The following is a 24,962-nucleotide window of genomic DNA, read 5'->3' as shown; positions in this document are numbered from 1 at the left end:
AAAAGGCATTGCGTTAGCAATGCCTACCATTAATTCTTCACTCTTAATTCTTAATTAAAAAGTTCTTAATTCATAATAAGGTAGTCTTCTCTTTCTGCTCCTACTGAAACGTACTTGATAGGACATTCAACCTGAGCTTCCAGGTACTTAATGTAGTCGTAGGCAGCCTTTGGAAGGTCTGATTCCTTTCTGCACTTGCCTATGTCGCACTTCCATCCGTCAACGTACTCAACTACAGGCTTAGCAGAGTTAAGTTCTTCTCCTGTAGGGAAGTCCTTGGTTATCCTGCCGTTTACGTCGTATGCCACTACAACAGGAATCTTGTCAAGGTATGACAATACGTCAAGCTTTGTTAAAGCCAGCATATCAGCGCCCTGAACGTTCACGCCGTACTTGGATGCAACTATGTCAAAAGGTCCAACTCTTCTTGGACGGCCTGTTGCTGCGCCGTATTCTCCGCCGGCCTCTCTCAGTGCAGTTGCTTCATCGCCGAACATTTCGCTGGTGAAAGGTCCTTCGCCAACGCAGGAGGAATATGCCTTCATTATGCCAATAGTGTTGTCAAGCTTCTTTCCCGGAACTCCGGCGCCTACGGGTGCATATGCAGCTATTGTTGATGAGGATGATGTGTATGGATAGATTCCGAAGTCGATATCTCTGAGGGCTCCCAGCTGTGCTTCGAACATTATTCTTTTTCCTGACTTAACAGCGTCATTGAGGAACAGTCCCACATCACATATGTAATCCTTAATATCTTCTGAATATTTCACAAGCCAGTCGAACATGTCCTGTGAGCTGAATTCCACGGATTTGTATCCGCCGGCTATCAGCAGGTTTTTCCATTCAACTATCTGGTCAAGCCTTTCCTTTAAAGCTTCCTTGTTGAAAAGGTCTCCCATTCTGATTCCTTTTTTCAGGTATTTGTCGCCATAGACAGGTGCTATGCCTCTCCTTGTGGATCCAAACTTCATGTCCTTCAGGCGCTCTTCCTCGAGCACATCCTGTTTAACATGGTATGGAAGGCAGATGATAGCCTTGTCGCTTATTTTCAAATTGTCAGGAGTTATTTTAATTCCTGCGTTTCTTAAATTATTCAACTCTTTATGAAGATGTTCTATGTCAATGACCATTCCATTGCCCATTACATTTACCACATCAGATCTCAATATGCCTGAAGGCAGAAGGTTCAAAATGAATTTTCCGGATTCATTCACAACAGTATGGCCTGCGTTGTTTCCGCCCTGGTAACGGCATACTATGTCGTAATCGGCAGCCAGCAAATCGACCATTCTTCCTTTTCCTTCGTCTCCCCAATTTATTCCAACTATTGCAGTTAGCATAATTGCCTCCTTATGTTTTGATAAGGAAATTATATATTTTGTAAATATCAAAGTCAAGGAATAATTTGATAGCTGTAAAATCTGCTAAAAATTACATGTTTCCGAAACCGGAACATTATGCTTTGTTTGTTGATTAAGTCTGCGATATATGTTAAAATTAATTCAGTTAATGCATAACATAATAGCAGGCATTAATTTGGGGTGGTTACCTCCATATGCAAAAAAATTGGGAGGATTTATGTTCAAAAATGTAAGGCATGCAATTTTATTACTTATTTTAGCCGCTGCGCTGACAGGGTGCACAACCGAGGTGAAGGCAAATTCTCCGGTTCCTGAAAACGAAGCCAGTGAGACAGGTACTGAGGTTCCGGCAGATACTCCGTCCGAGCCGGAAATGACTCAGGAGGAAAAGGCGAAACTTGAACTTGAGAAGAAAATCGCCGACAGGGAAGAACTTGAAAAGGTAAGGAAGGAAGAACTGGGGAAATTCTATGTGCCGCTTGTTCCAGTCACTGAAGAAAGAGAAAAGAAAAACGTCCAGGTAAAGGCTCTTTATGCAACGGGTCACACAGCCGGCAATGAACTGAACATGGAAAACATCGATGCGTATTCATCATACGTGAAGGCGCTTCAGTCAGGCGACAAACAGGCTGCTGCAGCTTTAAAATCATCTGCGGAAAAGGCAAACAAGTTTGAAAAGATTGTTGGATTGGCTGATGCAACGGAAATTAATGGCCTGGTCATAAATGTCAAGGACGACAACGGATTTATAACTTATCCGAGCAGCGTCGGAATTGTTCAGGAAATGAATAAAAATACTCCAATCCCCATAAAGGATGTTGAAAAGATGCTGGAAGTGCTGAAGGAATACGACATATACACAATCGGAAGAATTGTGGCATTCAAGGACAAGAATTTTGCGGTTCTAAGTCCTGAACATTCCATCCAGCTGAAAACAGGAGGAACATGGCTTGATCCAAACAGCGGAAACATTCCGTGGATAAATCCGTTCGACAAGTATGTGTGGGATTACAATGTGGCAATTGCCAAGGAAGCAGCACTTTTGGGATTTGATGAAATACAGTTCGACTATGTCAGGTTCCCGGACGGTGCTAAAAAATACAACCCCATAACCGAGTTCCCGGGAAGAGACGGCAGGGACAAGGATGAAGCTATTGCAGGATTCCTGGAATATTCCAAAAATGAACTTGAGGATTACAGCGTGAATATTGGGGCAGATGTGTTCGGAATAACTACAAGGACATGGGATGATTATCCGGAAGATATCGGTCAGACATGGATTCTCATGGGAGAACATGTCGACAATCTGGCTCCCATGGTTTATCCCAGCCACTATTCAACCGGCTGGTACAATCTTGAAAACCCCAATGCAAACCCGTACCTGGTTGTAAAGGGGGCCATGGAGGAAGCAATTGAAAAGAACTCTTCCATGGTGAATCCTCCTGTAATAAGACCGTGGATACAGGACTTCGACTGGCAGGGCATTGAGTACGGACCTTCAAAGGTGAGAGATCAGATAATTGCCGCAAAGGAACTGGGAGTGACAGAGTTCATGATTTGGAACCCCAGCAACGTCTATGATCCGTATTCATTCATGGAAAACGAAAAAGAAAAGAACAGTGTGTATCCCCTTGACAAGGGAGAGCTGGACTACAGGGAAAAAACCGCAGGAGATGCTGCGGATAAGTATCTTTCCGGCATGCTCAACGGAAGGTACAGCTACATGTATCTGATGACACCGGTAGGTGACAGGGTCAAGGACTTTGACAGCTACGTCGCTTCTGTTGAGTCATCAGGCGTAAAGCTGTTAAATTACAAGATCCGGAGCTATGAAATGGATAAAGACAACAAGGATCTTGCCATTGTGACTCTGTATTATAAAGTTGAAGTGAAAAACGGAGATTCTTCGGAAACAGTAGAAAAGGACAATGTTCAGTGGACTGCTGTTAGGGAAGGAAACATATGGAAAATTAAAGCGAAATTTTAAAGAGGCGAAACGCCTCTTTTTTTGCAACAAAATTGCAGCATATGTACGCAATGACGAAACATGTGTAATATATATAAAAACAAATGCTTGACAACCGCAAATATGTTGCTATAATAAATTTTATATATTTTATAATTAATGAAAATTTATATATTTAGATTTGGGAGGACAGAAATGAAAAAGTACAATGTGGCCATATTGGGTGCAACGGGAGCAGTCGGTCAGGAAATGCTCAAAGTTTTAGGCGAAAGGAATTTTCCGTACGGGGAGCTGAAACTCCTGGCAAGCAAGAGAAGCGCCGGTGAAGAAGTTGAATTCATGGGCAATAAGTACGTAATAGAAGAAGCAACAAAAGATTCATTTGAAAATGTGGATGTTGTTTTGTGTGCCGCTGAAAACTATATAAGCGAAGAACTTTCCCCTGCAGCAGTTAAGGCTGGTGCAGTAGTAATAGACAACAGCTCGGCTTTCAGGCTCAATGACGATGTTCCGCTGGTTGTTCCTGAAGTAAATGCGGAAGACGTTAAAAATCATAAAGGAATCATAGCAAATCCTAACTGCTCGACAATCATTGCCCTTACTGCCTTGAATGAATTGAACAAGTACGCAAAAATCAAGAGAATGGTAGTTTCAACTTTCCAGGCTGTTTCAGGAGCAGGAGTCAACGGAATAAAGGAACTTGACCAGCAGATCGAAAACATAAGCCAGGGCAAGCCCGTAGACATAAAGACATTCCAGCACCAGATAGCTTACAATGTAATACCTCAGATAGGTGATTTCGATGAAGTGGGATATTCTCAGGAAGAAATGAAGATGCAGAACGAAGGAAGAAAAATTCTCCACAATCCTGAATTGAGGGTTAACTGCACATGCGTGAGGGTTCCTGTTTACAGAAGCCATTCTGAATCCATTACCATAGAAACAGAAAATGAACTGACTGCCGAAAAGGCTAGAGAATTGCTGGCAACGGCAGATGGCGTGAAGCTTGTGGATGAACCTGCAAACAAAAAATACCCTATGCCTCTTGACACATCGGATCAGGATTTGATATTTGTGGGAAGAGTAAGAAAAGACATAAGCGCTGACAATTCACTTGTTTTATGGTGCTGCGGCGACCAGGTGAGAAAGGGAGCTGCAACAAACGCAGTGCAGATTGCCGAAGTTCTCGTTAAGGAAAATCTTATTTAAGAATATGGAACGGCTAAGCCGTTCTTTTTTTATGTCATAGAAAAGTTCTCTTTTCTATGACATAAAAACGAGGAGTGCATGTCGGACGTCCTTGTCGTTAGGGGGGGTGCAAAGTCAAAAATGCGTAAGCGTTTTTACGCCGAAGGGGGACGTAGTCCCCCTAGCGGAGTTGCGGAGCAACTTTTTGCCAAATTATATTGGACAAATGTTCGAAAATAATATAAAGTATTATTAGTTTAGGAGGTAAGAAATTGGATATATATATAATCATACTTCTTGCAATATTAATCGTCATCAATTTGGCAGCACTTTTGAAACCGCAGAAAAAAGGACAGGAGGAACACATAATTTCTGAACTTAAACTTAACTTAAGCCAGAACAACATGAACCTCATAGAGTCTGTCACAAAGAAAATATCGGATTCTGAGCAGAAGCAGCTTCGGGAGATACTGACAAACAAGCTTGAAACAGTGGAAAGAATGGAAAAGAACACGAACAGGATGACGGAATCCTTCATGAATTTCAGCACGGAAACTTCTAAGACGCTTAACGAGAACTTTCTTGCCTTAAACGAGCGTGTTGGGGCAAACCTGGACAAGATCAACATGAAGGTGGAACAGCGCTTAAGCGAAGGTTTTGAAAAGACCAACAAGACATTTGCAAACATACTTGAAAGGCTTTCCAAAATAGACGAGGCCCAGAAAAAAATCGACAGCCTTTCAACAAACATCGTGTCGCTTCAGGATGTGCTTACGGACAAGAAAAGCAGGGGAACCTTCGGTGAGGTGCAGCTTAACCACATACTGTCAGTTGTATTCGGAGAAAAGAATGACAGGATATACCAGCTTCAAAGAAAGCTTTCCAACGGCACCATGGCAGATGCTGTGCTTAATATACCGGAACCTGTGGGAATGCTGTGTATAGACTCCAAATTTCCTCTTGAAAACTATCAGCGCATGATTGACCAAAACAACAGCGAAGGGGACAGGAAGATATATTCAAGGGACTTCAAGCTGAATGTTAAGAAGCACATAAACGACATATCCTCCAAGTACATAATTGACGGAGAAACCTCTGAGCAGGCGATAATGTTCATTCCTGCGGAGGCCATATTTGCGGAAATAAATGCGTATCATCAGGATGTTCTGGACTACGCGGGCGAAAAAAAAGTATGGATTGCATCTCCCACCACTCTGATGTCTGTATTGTCCACGGTGCAGGTTGTTTTGAGGAATATGGAAAGGGAAAAGTATGCGGTCATAATTCATGAGGAGCTCAACAAGCTGGGCAAGGAGTTCAAACTGTACAAGGACAGATGGGATTCGCTGGCAAAGGACATCAAGAAGGTTTCAGACGATGTGGACAAGATAAACATCACGTCCAGCAAAATCGAGAAAAAGTTCGACAGGATATCAAAGGTTGAAATAAGTAAGGAACAAGGAGAATTAGAGGAAGCATTGGCGGAGGAGATGTAGATGAATTTTTCAAGCAAACAGGAAGTGTTGGATCATATATCAAAATTTGAAAGTTTGTATGACTACGTGCGCATTGTGGATCCTGTTAAAAGAACAGTTATCGGAGATGAAGCAGATTTGCCCGTCCATTGCTTTGACTTTTGGGACAAGGGCAAAACCTGTGAAAACTGCACGACACACAGGGCATTAAGCAGCAAAACAACACATTTCAAGATGGAATTCAAAAAAGGCATTGTGTACCTCATAACTTCATGCCCGGTTAAAATCAATGATGAAACTTATGTGATGGAGATGCTGAAGGACATTACCGACACCGGCATCATACAGACTTCTGGTGAAGCAGATTATGAGGAACTGGAAAAAACCATCGAAAAACTGAACAAAAAGGTTATTATGGACGAGCTTACGGACGTATTTAACCGGCGATACATAAATGAACGGCTTCCAGCAGACCTGTATCATGCTGCATCGGGCAAAACAAGCTTATCACTGATACTTCTGGATCTTGACAAGTTCAAACAGTTAAACGACAGCTACAGCCACGTAGCCGGGGACGCAATACTAAAGGAAGTCGGGAATATATTGAAGTACAACGTCAGGAAGGGAACTGACTGGGTAGCCAGATACGGAGGAGATGAATTTCTCATATGCCTGCCCGGGGCTGATGAAGAAGCAGCCGCCGGAATAGCGGAAGACATCAGACAAGAAATAGAACACATGGAAATACGATTCGGTAAAGATAAGCTAAAAACGACTGCCAGCATAGGCGTGTACACCATGAAGGCTGAAATGCTTTCCATGGAAGAAATAATCAGACGCACTGACATGAAAATGTACCAGGCAAAAAGCAGGGGAAGAAATGCAGTGGTGACGGTATAGAAAAAATTACCATAAAAAAGATTGAAAAAGTTGCTAAAAAACTCTTGCTTTTTATTCTGCCATATGCTAATATATCAAAGTGGTCACGCCGTAGTGATGGAATGGCAGACGTGACGGACTCAAAATCCGTTGGTGGCAACACCGTGGGGGTTCAAGTCCCTTCTACGGCACTGAATTTCAAAGAAAAAGAGACTTTTGTAAGTCTCTTTTTTTATGCCCTTTAAAATAATCCGTTGGTGTTAGGAAAATATTTCCAGTAAAAATCACATCAGCAACAATCAGTTTATCCTGAGTCGATATTATTGTTCCAAAGTTTCCAAATAACTTCACTTTTGTTTATAATAAATGTCGTGACGATTTCTTAATCCGTTTAACTGTCTTTTTCATTTCCAGGTTACTATTTTAGATTTCTGGGTGCTGTGGTATAATAAGTTGCAATTACTGTAGCACTTTGATTAGTAGTCATAATTGAAAAAATCCGGAAGTAAATTATGCCTGGTCTGAACAAACGTCAGCTTGAATTCAGAAGGTAGATGTAAACTCTCCATTATAACACCAGACTTTTGTTTTGTGGTAGTATCACTTTGTTTAGGGGGCGAATCAATGAATACTTACAAAACCGCTGAAGTTGCAGCGACAATAGGAATACATCCAAATACGGTGCGTCTGTATGAGGAATTGGAACTCATACCAAAGCCGGAGCGTCAGCCGAACGGCTACCGCATATTCACAGATTTTCATATTGAACAAATCAGGCTTGCCCGCCTTGCCTTTCAGATTGAAGTGCTGCAAAATGGCCTTCGAAAGAAAATTGTTCAAATGATAAAAATATCTGCCACAGGAGATTTCGATTCGGCACTGGAACTTACACATGAATATTTAAAACAGGTTCAACAAGAACGCGCAAACGCAGAGGAGTCCATTGAAATTGTAAAGCGGATTTTATCCGGCAAAACGGAACGTACCGCTCGCTTTTTAAAGCGGAAGGAAGTGTCTGATTATCTGAACATTTCAATGGATACATTGCGAAACTGGGAAATGAATGGATTGCTTACAGTCAAGCGAAAACAGAACGGGTATCGCGTTTACACAGATAAGGATATACGGCAGTTGAAAATCATTCGTTCTCTGAGATGTGCAAATTATTCTTTGGAGTCAATCCTTCACATGCTCTGCCAGTTATCCAAAAACCCGAAAGTAGATATCAAAATGGCTTTGAATACGCCGAAGGAAGACGCGGAAATAATTGCGGTGTGCGATAAATTGATCACTTCTCTATCAGATGCTGAGAATAACGCCAGGAAAATGATTTGTATGCTGCAAAAAATGAAAATTAGATTTTTGTAAACCCTCCATATTACCACCAATGTTTTTGTTGGTGGTATTGTTTTATAAAAAACCAGGAGGAAATGTTATGCAGGAGGTAATCAAAGTCGAGCAGCTTACGAAATCCTACGGTAAGCAACTGGCTGTGAACAACATAAGTTTGTCTGTAAGCCGCGGTATGGTCTTCGGGCTTCTTGGAGCCAACGGGGCAGGGAAAAGCACGACGATTGAATGCATTTTAGGAACAAAGGAGGCTGGCGCAGGGAAAATATCCATATTGGGAATGAACCCCCGTACAGACCGAAAAAAATTGTTTGAAAAGGTAGGTGTTCAGTTTCAAGAAACAAACTATCAGGATCAAATTACCGTAAAGGAGGTTTGCGAGTTAACAGCGTCATTATATAGTCAGATAACCGATCCGTTTGATTTGCTGAAAAAGTTTGGTATTCTTGACAAGCAGAAAAGTTTCATCAAGGATTTATCCGGAGGGCAAAGGCAACGCCTTTTTATTGTCCTTGCACTCATTCCAAACCCGGAAGTTGTTTTCTTGGACGAACTGACAACCGGTCTTGATGCAAAGGCGCGCCGGGAGGTTTGGAAAATACTGTTTTCCCTCAAAGAAAAAGGGCTGACTATCTTCTTGACTTCTCATTTCATGGACGAAGTAGAAGCCTTGTGCGACTGCATCTGTATTTTGAAAAGGGGAGAAATTGTGTTTTATGGTACTGTTTCTGAAGCAATCAAGGAAAGCCCTTATGACAAATTCGAGGAAGCTTACCTCTGGTACACAGACGAGGAGGGACAAACAGATGAAAACTTTTAAGGTTATGCTGAAAACAGAGTTGAAATTATCGCTGCGTGGAATGGATATGTTCATATTTGCAATCTGTGTACCCATTGTAATATTGATTATCCTTGGAGTTCTCTATGGTAATAAGCCAGCATATGAGGGGGCCGGGTACACTTTTGTGGAGCAGTCCTTTGGCGCACTCACAACAATCTCTATTTGTGCAGGCGGTGTAATGGGATTGCCGTTAGTCGTTTCAGATTACCGCAGCAAGAACATATTGAAGCGCTATAAGGTAACACCCGTCAGTCCATTGATGATTTTACTTGTGCAGGTAACAATCTACACATTGTATGCGGTTATATCCTTGTTGCTTCTGTATGTCACAGCAAGTCTTTTCTTTGGATATCAGTTCCGCGGAGTATTTATATACTTCATGGGCGGCTATACTTTGGTAATCGTATCAATGTTCAGCGTTGGCATGATGGTGGGAGGTATTGCCCCAAATGTGAAAATGGCTGGTGTAATTGCTAGCATGCTGTATTTTCCTATGCTGATATTTTCCGGTGCAACACTGCCTTACGAGATAATGCCCGCAGCACTTCAAAAAATCGCAGATATCCTGCCTCTCACTCAAGGAATCAAGCTGTTGAAAGCAGCTTCTCTGGGGATGACAGTTGACAGTGTTTTCGTGCCAATCATAGTAATGTCTATTCTTGCTGCAGTATGCACGACCGTTTCTCTCAGGTTCTTTAAGTGGGAGTGACAGAACTGGTTGCCACGGTTTTCACGACATAAAACGCGCCTGTGCAGTCTTGTGCTGCACAGGCGCGTTTTGCAAGCCGTTGGTAGTCTATTTTGTGTTTCGCGATCAATGAAGAACTTCATTTTCCTCTAAAATCCTGTTTATGTTCAGAGAAAAAGCCGTAAATGTGACCGATGCTGCTATGAAGTCAGATACAGGTTCAGCAAGGAACACTGCAAACACCTTGTCCTCAAAGAAGTGAGGAAGGATGTAAATCAAAGGTATCAGCAGTATTATTTTTCTTAATAAGGCAAGGAACATGGAAATCCTTGACTGTCCCAGAGCAACGAATGTCTGCTGGCAGGAGTTTTGCGCCGCCATGACAAATACAACGGCCAGGTAAATTCTTGATGCCCACACTGTGTACTCTTTAAGAACAGGGTCGTTGGTGAACATTGATACAAAGACATCAGGAATGAGCATCATGAGGGCCCACATGGAAATGGTGTAGATGAAGGCACTTTTTATGAGCAGGCTGAAGGTTTCCTTTACCCTGTCGTTGTTCCTTGCTCCGAAGTTATAGCTTGTGATGGGCTGGGCTCCCTGCGTAAGCCCTACCAGCGGCAGGTGGACCATCTGCATGAGGCTTGAGAGTATTGTCATGGAGCCTACCGCTATGTCCTTGCCGTATTTTTGCAAAGACGAGTTAAATGCTATGTTCAGGAGGCTTTCGGTGCTCTGCATGATGAAGGGTGAAACACCCAGCAGCAGCACAGGAACAAGTATTTCCTTTTTTATCTTCATGTTCTTTTTCCTGATTCTGAGCCTTGTCCTTTTTCCTGTGAGAAATTTGATAACCCAGGCTGCTGAAATTGCCTGAGAGATAACCGTTGCAAGTGCAGCTCCCCTGACGCCCAGGCCGAAAGTGAATATGAAAACGGGGTCTAGGACGATGTTTGTTACGGCTCCTATGATGACCGTGAGCATGCTGAATTTGGCATAGCCCTGGGTTGAAATGAAGCTGTTAAGTCCCAGAGTCAGCTGAACGAATATGGTTCCGAACAGATACACATTAAGGTACTCAAGGCCGTAGGAAATTGTGTTGGCGCTGGCTCCGAACATCCAAAGAAGTTTCTTGCCGAAGGTCAGGAAGAATACCGTCAATACAAGGGAAATGAGCAGCAGTGAGGAAAGGCAGTTTCCCAGTATTTCCTCAGCCTGAGAGTCTTTTTTTTCACCCATCTTGATTGCAGCTCTGGGAGCACCTCCCATTCCTATGAGGCTGCTGAAGGCTGTGATGGTCATGATGACCGGCATGGTGACGCCCACTCCCGTCAGGGCATCAGGTCCTGTGCCGGCCATGTGGCCTATGTATATTCTGTCAACAATGTTGTAGAGCATGTTGACAATCTGAGCAGTTATTGAGGGCAATGCAAGGGAAAAAAGAAGCCTTCCAACCCTTTCGGTTCCGAGTTTGTTTGTGTCGATCATTTTTACCGTCCTTCTATGTTGTACATCATTAGATTATATATCCAAAAATTATTTCTGACAACTTTATATTAGCAGGTTTTCATGTTATAATAAATACGTTAAATGAAACAAAGGCTTACGCCTTTGTCTTATGTATTTATTGTATCGATGCACTAATGATAATAAACAAAGTAAATATAAGAGGTTATCATGGCTGATAAAGCTTTGGAGTTATTGAACAGGTATTATGGCTACCGGAATTTCAGAAAAGGCCAGGAAGAAATAATTAAAAACATATTGGAGGGAAGGGACGTTCTTGCAATCATGCCCACCGGAGGCGGAAAATCCCTTTGCTACCAGCTGCCGGCGCTGATGCTTCAGGGAACTGCTCTTGTCATATCTCCGCTCATTTCTCTTATGAAGGATCAGGTTGACACACTGAAGCAGATGGGAATTGATGCGGCTTTCATAAACAGCACACTGTCATCCGCGGAGCTTGGGAAAATCGTAAGAGGCGCTGAAAGCGGTAATTACAGAATGCTTTACGTTGCCCCGGAGAGGCTTGAGTCCGAGGACTTCATACATCTCATAAAAAATATAAAAATATCCCTCATAGCTGTTGACGAGGCTCACTGCGTATCCCAGTGGGGTCACGACTTTCGAACAAGCTACCTGAAGATTAAGAACATAAGAAGTCTTACAGGACAAAATCCACCCCTTTCTGCATTTACTGCAACAGCCACCGTCCAGGTCAAGGAAGACATAGTAAGCCTCATAGAACTGAAGGATCGTTTTGAAATCACAACGGGATTTGACAGAGAAAATCTGAAATTCGAAGTTGTGAGGACTAACAAGAAATTTCCGTTCGTTCAGAAGTACATAGAAGAAAACAGAGGAAAATCGGGAATAATATACTGCCTTACAAGGAAAATTACAGATGAGGTCTGCTCAAGGCTGCTGACATCAGGTATAAAAGCCGTCAGTTACCATGCAGGCTTAAGCGACAGGGAAAGGGATGAAAATCAGGATTCCTTCCTCTTCGACAACGCTGATGTCATGGTTGCAACCAATGCCTTCGGCATGGGAATCGATAAATCAAACATAAGATATGTCATTCACTACAACATGCCCAAGAATGTGGAAAGCTACTACCAGGAAGCCGGAAGGGCAGGAAGGGACGGAGAACCTTCAGACTGCATCCTGTTGTTTTCTCCTTCCGACATAGTGATGAACAACTACCTCATAGAAAACGGAACCGGATACTCCAACAGATCCAGGGAATACGACAGGCTAAAGATCATGGTCAATTACTGCAGCACTGACAAGTGTCTGAGAAAATTCCTCATAGGCTACTTCGATGAAAGCTACCAAAGGGATGAATGCGGCAACTGCGGCAACTGTCTCAGTATTGTGGAAAAAAACGACATAACCGTTGAATCCCAGAAAATTCTTTCCTGCGTTTACCGCATGGGGGAAAGGTTCGGAGCCAATACGGTAATCGATGTGCTCAAGGGAAGCAGCAATCAGAAGATAAAGTCCATGAAGTTTTATGAACTTTCTACATTCGGCATCATGAAGGAGTATGAAAGGGATGTGCTTAAGGAAATGGTGTCATCCCTTGTGTCGGAAGGGTACCTGGCTGTCAGCGGAGGAAAGTATCCTGTGCTTAAAATATCCGGATCAGGATTTGATGTGCTTAAAGGTAAATCAAAAGTTGAAATCAGAAAGATTTTTGCCAAAAATGATGGTAAGACATCCGTCGGAAATATTGATGCAGATCTGTTCGAGAAACTTCGTGCCCTGAGAAAGGAAACTGCAGACAGGTTGAGGGTGCCGCCATTTGTGGTGTTTTCCGATGCTGCGCTCAGGGATATGTGTGCAAAGCATCCCGTTACAATGGAAGGTTTTCTGCAGGTTTCGGGCGTAGGTGAAACAAAGGCAAGGAAGTTTGGAGAAGCATTCATTGAAACTATACAAAAGCACCTTCATCAAAACAACATAAAAACCCATGAAACAGAGAGTGACGTAATCAGTGATTCAACATTGAAAGGGGAGGACACCCGCATGGTTACTTACAACCTTTACCGCCAGGGCAGGAGCATTGAGGAAATAGCGGTTGAAAGAAAGCTGGCCTCCACAACCGTGGAAAATCACCTGATATACTGCGCAAAGACGGGATGCACCATAAACTGGCAGGACTTCATCTCTGAAAAACACCTGGAAATGATAAAAACCGTACTGACAAAGACGGGTACAGAAAAACTTAAGCCCATAAAGGAAGCGCTGCCTGAAGAAATAACCTATACAGAAATCAAATTTGCCTTGTGCAAATTGGAAGCAGGAGATTTAGATGAGTAAATTGTACATAGTACCCACACCCATAGGAAACCTTACGGACATGACACAAAGGGCCTTAGAAACCCTGAACAGCTGCCACATGGTGCTGGCCGAGGACACAAGACACACACAGAAGCTTATGAACCACTTCGGCATCAAAACAAAGCTTGTTTCATACCACAAGTTCAATGAAAAAATGAGGACAGAGGAAATAATAAGCGAAATTCTTCAAGAGGAAAAGGATGTGGCGCTGGTGACTGATGCAGGTACTCCCTGCATATCGGATCCGGGCTACGAGCTTGTGAAGCGTGCCAGGGAAGAAGGCATAGAGGTCATAGGTCTGGCAGGAGCGTCGGCTGTTACCATAGCCCTTTCAACGGCAGGAATCAGCACATATGAGTTTGTTTTCTATGGCTTTATGCCAAGGAAGAAAAGCGAGCTTGAGGAGGCCTTGCAAAAGGTCAGGAAAAATCCCGTCAGGACATTTGTTCTTTATGAATCTCCAAAACGCATAGTGAAATTGGTGGAAAGCATAGTTGATATAATGCCTCAGGCTACACTGTGCGTCATGAAGGAGCTTACGAAGGTTCATGAAAATTCCTTTTACGGAAGCGCAGTTTCTGTGCTTGAAAAGCTTAATAACCATGAGGATGTTGAGAGAGGCGAATATGTGCTGGTGGGGTACAACAATGACTGGGATGAAGAAAAGTCAACAGGTCCCAGCGTCAGCCTGCAGGCAATTTTGTTTGACAAACTTATGCAAAACGATTATTCTTTAAAGGAGGCTGTAAGAGATGTCGTGTCGGAAGGCACTGCATCAAAGAACGATGCTTACAAGGCTTCGCTGGAAGTGAAAAAATTCCTGGAAAACTACAATAAACCACTATAAACTACAATCAGGGGGAAATATGTTAGGTGCATTGGTAAATTCTTTGGCTATCGCCGCAGGCGGACTGATAGGAATTCTTTTTAAAAACGTTATTCCCGAAAAAATTTCTGAATCTTTGCTGAAGGCATCGGGATTGGCAGTATTGACTGTCGGCATCAAGCTGACGCTGGCAGGGGATAACTTGACCCTTTTGATCATTTGTGTTCTTATAGGCACTCTCATTGGTGAGCTGCTAAACATCGAAGGACGTCTTGACAATCTTGAAGAAAACATGAAGAAAAGGCTTAAGAACAAGGAAAGCAACATCACCGCAGGGTTCATCTCCTGCACGCTGGTTTACTGTGTGGGATCCATGTCAGTTGTGGGAGCAATACAGAGCGGTTTAACGGGAAACCACGAAATTTTGTTTTCTAAGGCTCTTCTTGACGGCATAATTTCCATATCCATGGCTGTTTCCATGGGAGTGGGAGTAGTTTTCTCCGCCATCAGCGTCTTGATATACGAAGGAACCATAACGATCCTTGCTCAGTTCATGCAGTCACTGCTGGGGCCGGAGGTAATAAGCGAGATGACTGCCATCGGTGGTGTTCTCATCATGGCTCTGGGACTTAATTTTCTGGAGATCAGAAGAATCAAGGTAGGCAACATGCTTCCTGCGATTTTTCTGCCTATTCTGTATTTCATATTCTTTTAATGTTTAAGAGGTGCTTAATTGGACAATAATAAATTGGTGCTTAATCCTGTGGCTATAATGTCGGTGTGCCTTTCCTTCATAATAGGGTCAATTGTGATGTCCATACCGTTGTACATTGGCTTTCTGGCTGGCATTGCATTTACAGGTGCCGTTTTGTACAAAAGCGGTTTCTCGGCAGGTGTGATTTTAAAGACCATAGGATCGGCGATCTACGAAGTTAGAAACCTTGTGCTGGTCATCCTGTTCATAGGGGCGACAACATCAATCTGGCTTGCCTCAGGAGTTGTTCCGACCATTATGTACTACGGCTTCACATACATGGAAGGAGTAAACTTTTTGATGGCTGCATTCCTGATTATGGCTGCCGTATCATATTTCATGGGAACAGCCGTGGGAACTCTCAGTACTGTTGGCATTTCACTTTCAGGCATAGGCCTTGGACTTGGAATTCCTTTGAATCTGATGGTGGGAGTGCTTGTTTCCGGTGCATTCATCGCAGACAAGATTTCACCCCTGTCTGGACTGGTAAACCTGACTATGGCCACCATAGACAGAAACTACAAGGATATCTTAAGGTCCACGCTTGTTACACTGTTACCGACCGTTGCGCTTACAGCTTTGATTTACTATATAATCGGACTTAACTACACCTCAGGTGATTACGGTAAGCTTATATTGTATAAAAACGCCATAGCGGAAGGATTCAACACCTCTAAGGTTCTGATGCTTCTGCCGGCGGTAATTTTGCTGTTATCGGTTTCTGGAATAAAATCCATTTACACATTGTCTGCAGGCATTGCTGTGGGTGGTGCACTCAGCGTCATTTTTCAAAAAATGACGGTTATGGAAGTCATAAGGTCCATCTTGTTCGGATTTCACGGAAGCACGCCTTCACAGGAGCTCAATGAACTTCTAGTGAGCGGAGGAATGGTTTCCATGATTGAAGCCATATTCATTGTGGTAAGTGCCATATCCCTCGTCAAGGTGTTTGAGAAGGGAAACATTCTCATGCCGCTCATGGATAAGCTTGTGTCAGGCATTGAAACAAAGACGAGTCTGGTGCTTCGAACCGGGCTCATAAGCACAATCCTTACAGTTGCAACCTGCGATCAGACAGCAGGAATAATCTTGCCGGGGAGGATTTTAAAGGATAAGTATGAGGAACTGAAGCTGGACACATCTGTTCTGGCCAGAACAATTTCAGACACAGGAGTAATAGTCGCACCTTTGATGCCCTGGAACATAAATTCATTTCTAATAAAGCCCATACTTGGAATAACAGCTGCTCAGTATGCACCGTACTCGGTGTTATGCTTTGTTTGTCCGGCAGTTACGGTTGCCGCAGCATATATTCTGTACAGTAAGACGGGAAAAACATACCAGAAACACCTGACTGAAGAGGAGGAACATTGAAACTAGCTATAATTGGAGGAAGCGGAGCCATAGGCTCCACAACAGCCTTTTTGACTGCTCAGAAAGGCATATATGAGGAAATAAAGTTGTTGGGCAGGAAACATAACGTGTTGAAACACCACGCCATGGACATGGAGCATGCCATGATGCCCTTTTCAGGCACGAAAGTCACAGCTGCCGAATATGCAGGTATGGGTGACTGCGGGGTTATATTCATAGCTGCGGGAGCACCGGAAAGAAAGGTTGAAACAAGGGAAGAATACTTGAGAGACAACATTAAGGTTGTGGACGAAATTGCTGAAAACATCAGGAAATACAACGAGGATGCATTGATTCTGACAGCAACCAATCCCATTGACGTATTCAACTTCTACCTGTACAAAAAACTTGGCAGAGACCGAATGAAGATGCTTGGCTTTTCAGCTAACGACAGCCTCAGACTCAGATGGGCTCTGGCTGAAAGATTCAATCTTGATTTTCATAAAATTGAAGGCTGCTGCCTGGGAGAGCACGGCGAATCTCAGGTGCCTTTATTCAGCAGTGTCAAATATGAAGGGATACCGATAAAGGTTGATGATGAAATAAAGTATGAAATAAAAAGCAGGCTGGTGAACTGGTTTTTGGAGTTTCAGAACCTTGATGCAAAAAGGACCAGCAGCTGGACGTCTGCAGTAACCGCCTCGGAAGTTCTGGAGGCCATTGGATTGGACAGCGGCAAAATAATCCCTTGCTCTGTTCCGCTGGAAGGAGAGCTGGGCTATGAGAATGTATCAATGGGTATGATGGTGAGCCTAGGAAAGGATGGGGTCCGGGAAATAATTTTGCCAACACTGACGGAAAAGGAAAAAAGCGATCTGGATCTGGCTGCAGACAAAATAAGAAATCAAATAGCACATTTATCCATATAAAATTACGGAAGTTTTCCTGCAAATAAAAGTTTTGCACGGAACTTCCTCTTTTTTTATGCCAGGGATTTCGTTTGCTGCATATTTTTTAAAAGAAATTATGGCAAAAAGCTTAATATTAACGAAAGTTATTTTAGGGGTTGCAAGAGATATTAATGAGTAATATAATACAAATAGCTGATATATAATATAACACATTTATAAAAAATGGCGAAATAATATAACACATATGGGGAGTGAATTATGAAAAGCTTAACTTCGAACTCAAATGTTTTGAATTGGATAGATGAAGTGATAAAAATGACAGTTCCGGCCAACGTTGTTTGGATTGACGGTAGCGAAGAACAGCTGAACGAACTGCGTGAAGAAGCTTGCAAATCCGGAGAGCTGAAATCCTTAAATCAGGAGCAGTATCCGGGATGCTACTATCACCGTTCTCAAAAAGACGATGTTGCAAGAATGGAAGACAAGACATTTATTTGTTCAAGGAACAAAAAGGATGCAGGTCCCACTAACAACTGGAAAAGTCCTGAGGAAGCTTACGCTATGGGACGGGAAATATACCAGGACTGCATGAACAGCAGAACCATGTACATTATTCCATATTCAATGGGTCCCGTGGGCAGCGAGTTTTCCAAAATAGGTTTTGAAATAACAGACTCCATATATGTTGTTTTGAGCATGAACATTATGACAAGAGTAGGGCAAAAGGTTCTTGACACTCTTGGAAATTCAAATGACTTTGTAAGAGGCGTCCATGCCAAATGCAGCCTTGATATAAACAAAAGATACATATTCCACTTCCCCGAAGACAACACAATCTGGTCGCTTAATTCAGCATACGGCGGAAACGTGCTGCTGGGCAAAAAATGCTTTGCGCTCAGGATTGCTTCATATCAGGGATGGAAGGAAGGATGGATGGCTGAACACATGCTTATCCTGGGAATCGAAAATCCACAGGGAGAGGTAAAATATGTGGCTGCAGCATTCCCGTCAGCCTGCGGCAAGACAAATCTTGCCATGCTCATACCGCCTGAAGTGTACAGGAAAAAAGGCTACAAGGTATGGACACTGGGGGACGACATTGCATGGCTTCGCATCAAGGAAGACGGAAGGCTTTGGGCAATCAATCCGGAAGCAGGGTTCTTCGGAGTCGCTCCTGGAACTAACGATAAATCAAACTATAACGCTCTGATGTCCACAAAGAAAAACGCAATATTCACCAACGTTGCATACAACCAGGATGATGATACCGTATGGTGGGAAAAGTTCGATGACAACCCGCCGGAAAACGGACTTGACTGGATGGGAAATCCATGGAACGGGAAAACTTCCAGGGAAAAGGGTGCTCACCCAAACTCAAGATTCACAGCACCTGCTAAAAACTGCCCGTGCATATCTGCTCTTTGGGAATCTCCTGAAGGAGTTCCTCTTTCAGCAATCATATTCGGAGGAAGAAGAGCTAGGACAGCTCCGCTTGTTTATCAGTCAAGAGACTGGCGGCACGGTGTTTTCGTAGGATCCACGCTTGCCTCCGAGACAACAGCTGCAGCTGCAGGCAAGGTGGGAGTTGTAAGGAGAGACCCCATGGCAATGCTTCCTTTCTGCGGATACAACATGGGAGACTACTTTGCACACTGGCTGGAAATGGGAGAAAACATGATCAACCCGCCGAAAATTTTCCACGTGAACTGGTTCAGAACCAATGATAAGGGAGAATTCATGTGGCCGGGCTTCGGAGACAACTTCAGGGTTCTGGAATGGATTTTGAAAAGATGTGAAAACGAGGTTGATGCTGTTGAAGCTCCTATAGGCAACCTGCCTCTGGCCGAAGATTTAAACTTTGACGGAATGGATATTTCAATGGAAACTGTTGAAGACCTCCTTAAAATAGAGGTTGAATCATGGATTGAGGATGAGAAGAGCATCGAGGAATTCTATGAAAAAATCGGCGACACTGTTCCTCAGGAATTAAGGGAAGAGCTAAAAACCCTCAAAAATAACTTAAGAGTATCTCTGGCTGACATAGTCGCATAATGTAAGAACCAGGATGAATGATGAATATGGAACGGTGATGACCTTGAATGGCATGCCGTTCCTTTTGTTTTTTGTACAATAAAACAGAGGAAAAATTTTGCTGCAAAAAAAGTATTGACAAGCCTGACGTTTTAGATTAAGATGTCAATTAATGATAAGGCGTTGATGCAGAGAAAAGTATTTTGGATGTCTACAGAGAATTGGTGGTGCTGAGAGCCAATGACAGAGAAATATAATATACACTGCTGAGCTGGTCTGTTCAACGGGAAACCAAGTAGACAGACACGTTTACCTACGTTACAGGGTTAGAGGTTGTTAGACCTCGAAGAGTGATGATTATTGTCATAAATAGGGTGGTACCGCGGAATCTTTCGTCCCTATAAGCACATTTAAGGAGTGTGTTTATAGGAATGAAAGATTATTTTTTTTTATGACCTAACCCAATTGTTGCGACCGGAGGGAAGCAAGAATTGCTGGTAGGTCAAACGCACCGAAATCCAATTTTGTGTGACCGAAGGGAACAAACAAAATTGTGATTGAGACTGTGAAATGACCTAACCCAATTGTTGCGACCGGAGGGAAGCAAGAATTGCTGGTAGGTCAAACGCAATGAGAACCAAATTTTTGCGAGAGATAGCGAACAGAAAAATTTGTGTTCGAAACTGTGCATGACCGGGTTCGTGCAATTCTTATTTCGAGCGTTAGCGAAGAACAATTGCCGACAGGTTAATCAGCATTACATAAAACCGATTTTAAACTTTGCGCAAGGTTTAATTTATAAATTAAAATTCAGCATTTGGGAGGAAATTATGAAATTTGGAAAGATTAAAAAAATTATAGCAGCAGCAATGTGCGTGCCGATGATATTAACCGGCTGCGCTCAGAGCGCTAAGGCAGATACAACTTCTAATGAAACAGCAAAGACAGAAACACAGGCAAGTGAGCAATCACAGACAAAAGAACAGTTTACAATAGGAATAGCGCAGCTTATTCAGCATCCTGCCCTTGACGCTTCAAGGCAGGGTTTCATAGACGAACTTAAAAACCAGGGCGTCGATGCTGTTCTGGTTGACCAGAACGCACAGGGAGAAATCACAAATGCACAGATGATAGCAGAAAAGTTTGTAAAGGATGATGTTGATCTCATATTCACCATAGCTACACTGACTTCACAGGCAGCTAAACAGGCAATAGAAGGTACTGAAATTCCACTGGTGTTCACTGCAGTAACAGATCCCGTATTTTCCCAGCTGGTTACAGCCATGGACGTTACGGACAACAACATAACCGGTGTTGTGGATGCAGCTCCCATAAAGGAAAATCTGGAGCTTTTCAGGGAACTGAATAAGGACATAAAAACAGTGGGAATCATTTACAATACAGGCGAGTCAAACTCAGAGGTTCAGGTTAACCAGACAAAGGAAATAGCGGCAGAAATGGGCCTGACAATCGAAACTGTGGGCATTGCTACAGTCAACGACATACCCCAGGCGGTTGACACCATATCAAAGAAGGCTGAAGGTCTTTACATCATAACTGACAACATGGTTGCATCATCAATATCGCTGGTTGCAAAGCTGGCCATGGAAAAAAGCCTCATTACGGTTTCAGCCGACGGCACTCACGTGGACGAAGGAATAATGGTTTCAAAGGGAATAAGCTTCTATGCCATAGGAAAGCAATCAGCTATCATTGCAAAACAAATACTTGTGGACAAAGTACCTGTTTCGGAAATTCCGGTTCAGACATCTCCCGAATTTGAAAAGAAGGTTAACCTTAAGACTGCGGCAGCACTGGGATTTGAAAAGAATGAATCAGCCTTTGAAGGTGCGGATTTCGTAGAATAAAAAAACAATTAATAATTAAGAGTTAATAATAAATAATTAAGAGTTAAGAATTAAGAATTAATGGAAGGATTTGTGCTTTGCACAAATCCTGACTATAATTCCTAATAGGAACAGAAAGGAAATATTTATGAACACATTACTTTTAACATCAATCGAACAGGGGCTCATATTTGCCGTGCTGGCCATAGGGGTTACCATAACATTCAAGATACTGGACTTTGCAGACATGAGTGTGGAAGGAACATTCCCGATGGGAGCCTTCATATTCGCCAGGTTCATTACCGCAGGAGCTTCGCCGGTTGTAAGCACGCTGTCAGCGTTCTTTCTGGGAACTCTGGCAGGCTTGATAACCTATACGCTGAACATCAAGCTGAAAATAAGATCTTTGCTTTCGGGAATACTCACCATGACCATACTGTATTCCGTTAATCTGAGGCTTAACGGGAAATCTAACATCGGACTCTTCAACTACCCTTCCATATTCGACGGCAAGGAAGAGGTAATAGTTTTAATAATAATAGCACTTGCTGTCAAAATACTCATGGATGTGTTTCTGAAAACCGAAATAGGATACCTCCTCATAGCAACGGGAGACAACGAGACGCTGGTAAAATCTCTTGGAGAAAATGCAAACAGGTACAAGCTCATAGGGCTAATGATTTCTAACGGACTTGTTGGATTGAGCGGAGCCCTCATGGCACAATACCAGGGATTTGCAGACATCAACATGGGAGTATCTATTATCGTCACAGCCATAGCTTCCATAATCGTTGGGGATACCATACTTAAAAACACAGGGAAACTTAAAAACACCACAAGGGCTCTCATGGGAGCGCTGATGTACAAGTTCATTGGAGCATATGCCATTGATCTGGGACTGGCGCCAACGGACCTGAAGGCCATAAATGCAGCAATAGTGATATTGTTTTTAAGCTACAACACATTCGGGCCGAACCTGAAGAAAACAAAAAAATCAAGTACAGCAAAGAAAGAAGAGGGAGTATATGCTGGAAATTAAGAATTTGACAAAAGCCTTCAACACAGGAACAGAAAACGAAGCAACCATATTCAAGGGCTTCAATTTTCAGATAAACAAGGGTGAGTGCACGGGAATTCTGGGAGCCAACGGCTGCGGCAAAAGCACCCTGTTCAACATAATAAGCGGAGTTCTTGTCCAGGATGAAGGCGACATAATCCTGAACGGCGAGAATATCAATAAACTTAAGGAAAACGAAAGGGCCAGATTCATAGGCAGAGTTCACCAGGATCCGTCCATGGGTGTGTCACCGTCCCTGACGATTCTGGAAAACATAAGCCTTTCAGACAAGAAATGCCAGAGGTTCGGTTTAAGGAAGCTCATAAACAAAAACAAGATTGAGTTTTACAGGGAAATATTGAAAACCTTGGACCTGGGACTTGAAAACAAGCTGGATACACAAGTGAAGTTTCTGTCAGGAGGACAGAGGCAGTCATTGTCCCTTTTAATGGCAACCATGAACAAGCCACAGCTTCTCCTTCTTGATGAGCACACAGCAGCGCTGGACCCAAAGACGTCACACCTCATAATGGAAAAAACCAGGGAGCTCATCGCAGACAACGGCATAACAACCATGATGATATCCCACAACGTGAGGGATGCCATAAAATATTCCGACAGGATTGTAATGCTTGACAAGGGAAAGGTTATTCTTGATGTGAATAACGCAAACATAACCGAAAAGGAGCTCCTTAACATCTACAACTCCAGAAACTCAGGGCTTGTGTTTCAGGAAGCGGTTTAGAAAGGCAATTAAGAGTTAAAAATTCAATTAAGAATTAAGAGTTAAGAGTTAAGAATTGGAAAAGCAATTAAGAATTAAGAGTTAAGAATTAAGAATTATTAGTCTGATCATTTGGTGAAATTGACTAGAGCAGGATATTTGACAAATATTTTCTAAATCACAATTATATCCTTGAAAACTTGAGAGTTTATTATATAATAAATGTAAAATTAAGTGAAGGAGTCAATTGCAGATATTAATTTGTAATTACTGCAATTGTTTAGCTATTTAAATGCGAAACGTGAAATTGATCATACAGTATGATGGTGCCAGGTACAAGGGATGGCAGAAGCAGACTGAAAACATAAAGACCGTGCAGGGATGCCTGGAAAGTATTTTAAGCTCCATGACAGGAGAAGATGTGCAGCTTGTGGGCTGCGGAAGGACGGATACCGGCGTCCACGCATTAAATTACACTGCAAACTTCCATACAAATTCAAACATGGTGGTTGAAGACATGGAGAGGTATCTGTATAAAAACCTTCCTGATGACATCGCGGTGATTTCGGTGAAAAATGCCAGCGAAAGGTTCCATGCCAGGTACAATATCCTGTCAAAGACTTACATGTACCGGATAAACAACGGGCAGGTTAAAAATGTCTTTGACCGCAGGTATGTTCACCGCATAGATGAAAAGCTTGATCTTGACAAAATGAGACAGTGCGCTCAGGTGCTTGTGGGAACCCATGATTTTCAAAGTTTCACCACACTTAAGTCGAAGACCAAGTCCACGGTCAGAACCATCAACTACATCAATATTCTGGAAAATGAAGGCATAATTGAAATTGAAGTAAACGGAAACGGATTTTTATGGAACATGGTGAGGATAATACTAGGCACACTCATCCAGGCAGGCAATGGAAAAATCATTCCTGATGATGTGAAGAACATACTTGATGCCCAAAAAAGAGCAGATGCAGGTCCCATGGTTCCGGCAAACGCCCTTTTCCTGAAAGATGTAGAATACTAAATTCAATTAAGAATGAAGAATTAATAATTAAGAATTAAAAGAAGGAATTGTGCGCGCACAATTCCTTTCATTCATTCTTAATTCTTCACTCTTAATTCTTAATTCTCCAAAATGTTTCCCTCGGTGGAAACTATCTTGAAGTCCCATGGAATCATCTTTCCTGAATCCAGGATTGCTGTCTTTACGGCATTGACAATTCCTGTGCAGCACGGAACTTCCATTCTCAGGACAGTTATGCTCTTCACGTTGTTGTGTTTTAAAATAGCTGTCAGCTTTTCTGAATAATCCACGCTGTCAAGCTTCGGGCATCCGATCAGCGTTATGCGGCCCTTCATGAAATCCTGATGAATGTTGGCATAGGCATATGCTGTGCAGTCTGCGGCAACCAGTATGTGAGCGCCTTCAAAATACGGAGCATTGGGAGAAACAAGCTTTATCTGTACAGGCCATTGTCTCAGCTGGCTGGTCTGAGGAGCTGTTTCTGCTTTTTCGGCTTTCACAACAGCAGGTGCTGTTCTAACTTTCAGCTCTTTTGCTGTATGTCCGGGACATCCGCAGGGCAGAGGTTCCTGCTGAACTTTTCTTTCCTTCATTCGCTGCTCAACCAATTCCTTGTCGAATTCATCGGCTTCTCTTTCGATTATTTCTATGGCATCAACCGGACACTGTGGCAGACAGTCTCCCAGGCCGTCGCAGTAGGCGTCTGAAACCAAAACCGCCTTGCCGTCAATAAGTTCCAAAGCTCCTTCATGGCATGCGTTTACGCACAATCCGCAGCCATTGCATTTTTCTTCATGTATTTTAACTATTTTTCTTTTCATTTTTTAAATCC

At 42.8% G+C, this 24,962-nt stretch carries 20 protein-coding genes, 1 tRNA gene and 1 other annotated feature; of the genes, 18 read left to right on the top strand and 3 right to left on the bottom strand.

Features of this window, described 5'->3' with window-relative positions; all coding sequences use genetic code 11:
- Positions 1-65 precede the first annotated feature (65 nt).
- Positions 66-1,340 carry an adenylosuccinate synthase gene (locus AAGU76_RS09010; RefSeq protein WP_342485142.1) on the bottom strand — a complete coding sequence of 425 codons (1,275 nt, stop codon included), beginning with the start codon at positions 1,338-1,340 and terminating at the stop codon, positions 66-68.
- Positions 1,341-1,578: 238 nt separating this feature from the next.
- Between AAGU76_RS09010 and AAGU76_RS09005 the strand changes: the two genes are divergently transcribed.
- From AAGU76_RS09005 to AAGU76_RS08970, 8 genes are all read left to right on the top strand, one after another.
- Positions 1,579-3,348, top strand: a complete 1,770-nt coding sequence (locus tag AAGU76_RS09005; RefSeq protein ID WP_342485141.1) for a putative glycoside hydrolase — start codon at positions 1,579-1,581, stop codon at positions 3,346-3,348.
- Positions 3,349-3,522: 174 nt separating this feature from the next.
- Entirely contained in the window at positions 3,523-4,536 is a 1,014-nt protein-coding gene (locus tag AAGU76_RS09000) for an aspartate-semialdehyde dehydrogenase (protein WP_342485140.1), read from the top strand.
- A 251-nt stretch (positions 4,537-4,787) separates the two neighbouring features.
- A complete protein-coding gene (locus tag AAGU76_RS08995; protein WP_342485139.1) occupies positions 4,788-6,011 on the top strand; it encodes a DNA recombination protein RmuC in 1,224 nt (407 codons plus the stop codon).
- On the top strand, positions 6,012-6,890 hold the full coding sequence (locus AAGU76_RS08990; protein ID WP_342485138.1) for a GGDEF domain-containing protein: 879 nt from the start codon (positions 6,012-6,014) through the stop codon (positions 6,888-6,890).
- Positions 6,891-6,977: 87 nt separating this feature from the next.
- Positions 6,978-7,060 (top strand) — tRNA-Leu (locus AAGU76_RS08985).
- A gap of 433 nt (positions 7,061-7,493) precedes the next feature.
- On the top strand, positions 7,494-8,237 hold the full coding sequence (locus tag AAGU76_RS08980; RefSeq protein ID WP_342485137.1) for a MerR family transcriptional regulator: 744 nt from the start codon (positions 7,494-7,496) through the stop codon (positions 8,235-8,237).
- 67 nt (positions 8,238-8,304) lie between these two features.
- Positions 8,305-9,039, top strand: coding sequence for an ABC transporter ATP-binding protein (locus tag AAGU76_RS08975; protein WP_342485136.1), 735 nt, complete (start codon positions 8,305-8,307; stop codon positions 9,037-9,039).
- Positions 9,026-9,769: an ABC transporter permease gene (locus AAGU76_RS08970; protein ID WP_342485135.1), complete on the top strand. Its 744-nt coding sequence runs from the start codon at positions 9,026-9,028 to the stop codon at positions 9,767-9,769. The genes AAGU76_RS08975 and AAGU76_RS08970 overlap by 14 nt, the downstream gene beginning before the upstream one ends.
- Before the next feature lie 105 nt (positions 9,770-9,874).
- Here AAGU76_RS08970 and AAGU76_RS08965 read toward each other — a convergent pair whose 3' ends face one another.
- Positions 9,875-11,239, bottom strand: coding sequence for an MATE family efflux transporter (locus AAGU76_RS08965; RefSeq protein ID WP_342485134.1), 1,365 nt, complete (start codon positions 11,237-11,239; stop codon positions 9,875-9,877).
- A gap of 189 nt (positions 11,240-11,428) precedes the next feature.
- Here AAGU76_RS08965 and recQ point away from each other — a divergent pair, with 189 nt between their 5' ends.
- The 10 genes from recQ (at position 11,429) to truA (ending at position 24,130) form a co-directional block, all read left to right on the top strand.
- On the top strand, positions 11,429-13,576 hold the full coding sequence (gene recQ, locus AAGU76_RS08960; RefSeq protein ID WP_342485133.1) for a DNA helicase RecQ: 2,148 nt from the start codon (positions 11,429-11,431) through the stop codon (positions 13,574-13,576).
- Positions 13,569-14,444: a 16S rRNA (cytidine(1402)-2'-O)-methyltransferase gene (gene rsmI / locus AAGU76_RS08955; protein ID WP_342485132.1), complete on the top strand. Its 876-nt coding sequence runs from the start codon at positions 13,569-13,571 to the stop codon at positions 14,442-14,444. Before recQ ends, rsmI begins: the two co-directional genes overlap by 8 nt.
- Positions 14,445-14,463: 19 nt before the next feature.
- A complete protein-coding gene (locus tag AAGU76_RS08950; protein WP_342485131.1) occupies positions 14,464-15,138 on the top strand; it encodes a DUF554 domain-containing protein in 675 nt (224 codons plus the stop codon).
- Positions 15,139-15,156: 18 nt separating this feature from the next.
- Positions 15,157-16,551, top strand: coding sequence for a Na+/H+ antiporter NhaC family protein (locus AAGU76_RS08945; RefSeq protein WP_342485130.1), 1,395 nt, complete (start codon positions 15,157-15,159; stop codon positions 16,549-16,551).
- Positions 16,548-17,459 (top strand): hypothetical protein, encoded by a 912-nt coding sequence (locus AAGU76_RS08940; protein WP_342485129.1) that lies wholly within the window; start codon positions 16,548-16,550, stop codon positions 17,457-17,459. The genes AAGU76_RS08945 and AAGU76_RS08940 overlap by 4 nt, the downstream gene beginning before the upstream one ends.
- A 240-nt stretch (positions 17,460-17,699) precedes the next feature.
- A complete protein-coding gene (locus AAGU76_RS08935) occupies positions 17,700-19,493 on the top strand; it encodes a phosphoenolpyruvate carboxykinase (GTP) (RefSeq protein ID WP_342485128.1) in 1,794 nt (597 codons plus the stop codon).
- Positions 19,494-19,646: 153 nt separating this feature from the next.
- Positions 19,647-19,875 (top strand) — a binding site (T-box leader).
- 427 nt (positions 19,876-20,302) lie between these two features.
- Positions 20,303-21,340, top strand: coding sequence for an ABC transporter substrate-binding protein (locus tag AAGU76_RS08930; RefSeq protein WP_342485127.1), 1,038 nt, complete (start codon positions 20,303-20,305; stop codon positions 21,338-21,340).
- Between the two features lie 127 nt (positions 21,341-21,467).
- Entirely contained in the window at positions 21,468-22,358 is an 891-nt protein-coding gene (locus tag AAGU76_RS08925; protein WP_342485126.1) for an ABC transporter permease, read from the top strand.
- Positions 22,345-23,121 (top strand): ATP-binding cassette domain-containing protein, encoded by a 777-nt coding sequence (locus tag AAGU76_RS08920; protein ID WP_342485125.1) that lies wholly within the window; start codon positions 22,345-22,347, stop codon positions 23,119-23,121. Before AAGU76_RS08925 ends, AAGU76_RS08920 begins: the two co-directional genes overlap by 14 nt.
- A 271-nt stretch (positions 23,122-23,392) precedes the next feature.
- Positions 23,393-24,130: a tRNA pseudouridine(38-40) synthase TruA gene (truA, locus tag AAGU76_RS08915; RefSeq protein ID WP_342485124.1), complete on the top strand. Its 738-nt coding sequence runs from the start codon at positions 23,393-23,395 to the stop codon at positions 24,128-24,130.
- Positions 24,131-24,228: 98 nt separating this feature from the next.
- Here the strand turns inward: truA and AAGU76_RS08910 are convergent, their stop codons facing one another.
- A complete protein-coding gene (locus AAGU76_RS08910) occupies positions 24,229-24,951 on the bottom strand; it encodes a 4Fe-4S dicluster domain-containing protein (protein ID WP_342485123.1) in 723 nt (240 codons plus the stop codon).
- Positions 24,952-24,962: the final 11 nt, after the last annotated feature.

Source organism: Sedimentibacter sp. (assembly GCF_038562225.1).
Classification (GTDB): domain Bacteria; phylum Bacillota; class Clostridia; order Tissierellales; family Sedimentibacteraceae; genus Sedimentibacter.
The sequence above is the reverse complement of the archived record's forward strand: the minus strand, read 5'-3'. Positions and strand labels throughout refer to the sequence as shown.